This window comes from Neisseria sp. P0021.S007, from assembly GCF_051956855.1.
The window spans coordinates 1-795 of the sequence record NZ_JBQCXA010000350.1 but is presented as its reverse complement, the minus strand read 5'-3'; the positions used below and the strand labels follow the sequence as shown (position 1 = coordinate 795).

2 protein-coding genes are annotated in these 795 nt (G+C 49.9%); one reads left to right on the top strand and one right to left on the bottom strand.

Going from position 1 to position 795, the window contains the following annotated elements; all coding sequences use genetic code 11:
- Nucleotides 1-153 (bottom strand): YbeD family protein (locus ACTHUR_RS13280; RefSeq protein WP_440398995.1); only part of this gene is annotated, 153 nt, incomplete at its 3' end.
- A gap of 200 nt (nucleotides 154-353) precedes the next feature.
- Between ACTHUR_RS13280 and ACTHUR_RS13275 the strand changes: the two genes are divergently transcribed.
- A partial coding sequence (locus ACTHUR_RS13275) for an LON peptidase substrate-binding domain-containing protein (protein WP_440398993.1) occupies nucleotides 354-795 on the top strand: 442 nt, incomplete at its 3' end.

The window sequence follows — 795 nt, the reverse complement described above, 5'->3', positions numbered from 1 at the left end:
GCTCAGGCGGGTGGTGATGTGATGCGGCTCGGTATCGGGCGCGTGTTTGCGTACGGTTTCTAGAATATTTTTTTCAAATTCGGGATGCGAATCGCCCCTGACTTTGATGGGGAATTGGCAAGGGAATTCGATTAGTGAGGTATTGTCGGCCATGGCTGACTCCTGATGTGCTGTATGTCGAGAGGTCGTCTGAAAAGTTTTCAGCCTTTCAGACGACCTCGAATGGCGTGTATTTTATCGCAAAAAGTTGCCGATAAAAATAGAAGCGTGTATCGGTTTTTTCAAGTCTTGAAATACGCTTTTCCATCCCAATTTAAGCGACATTCCGAATTTATTACCAAGTAGAGAACAATATGCCGACAAAAGAAAAACATTTTGAGGAATACAGCGCATTGGCGACCCTGCCTTTACGTGATGTCGTCGTTTATCCGCATATGGTGTTGCCGCTGTTCGTAGGCCGCCCGAAATCCATTGCGGCATTGGAAGCGGCAATGGCGAATGACGATCCGGTGTTTTTGCTGGCGCAAATCGACCCGAATACCGAAGATCCGACTGCATCCGATTTGCACCGTACGGGTACGGTCGCGCAGGTTTTGCAGGTGTTGAAGCTGCCTGACGGCACGGTGAAAGTGTTGGTCGAAGGTATCCGACGCGGCAGAGTGTTGACCATTGAAGAGAGCGGCGGGTTGTTCCTGTCCCATGTTGAAGCTGTCGATGAGTATGCGGATGCGGACAATCCCGATATTGAAGCCATTCGCCGGACGCTGCTTACCCAGTTTGACCAATACGCCAAGT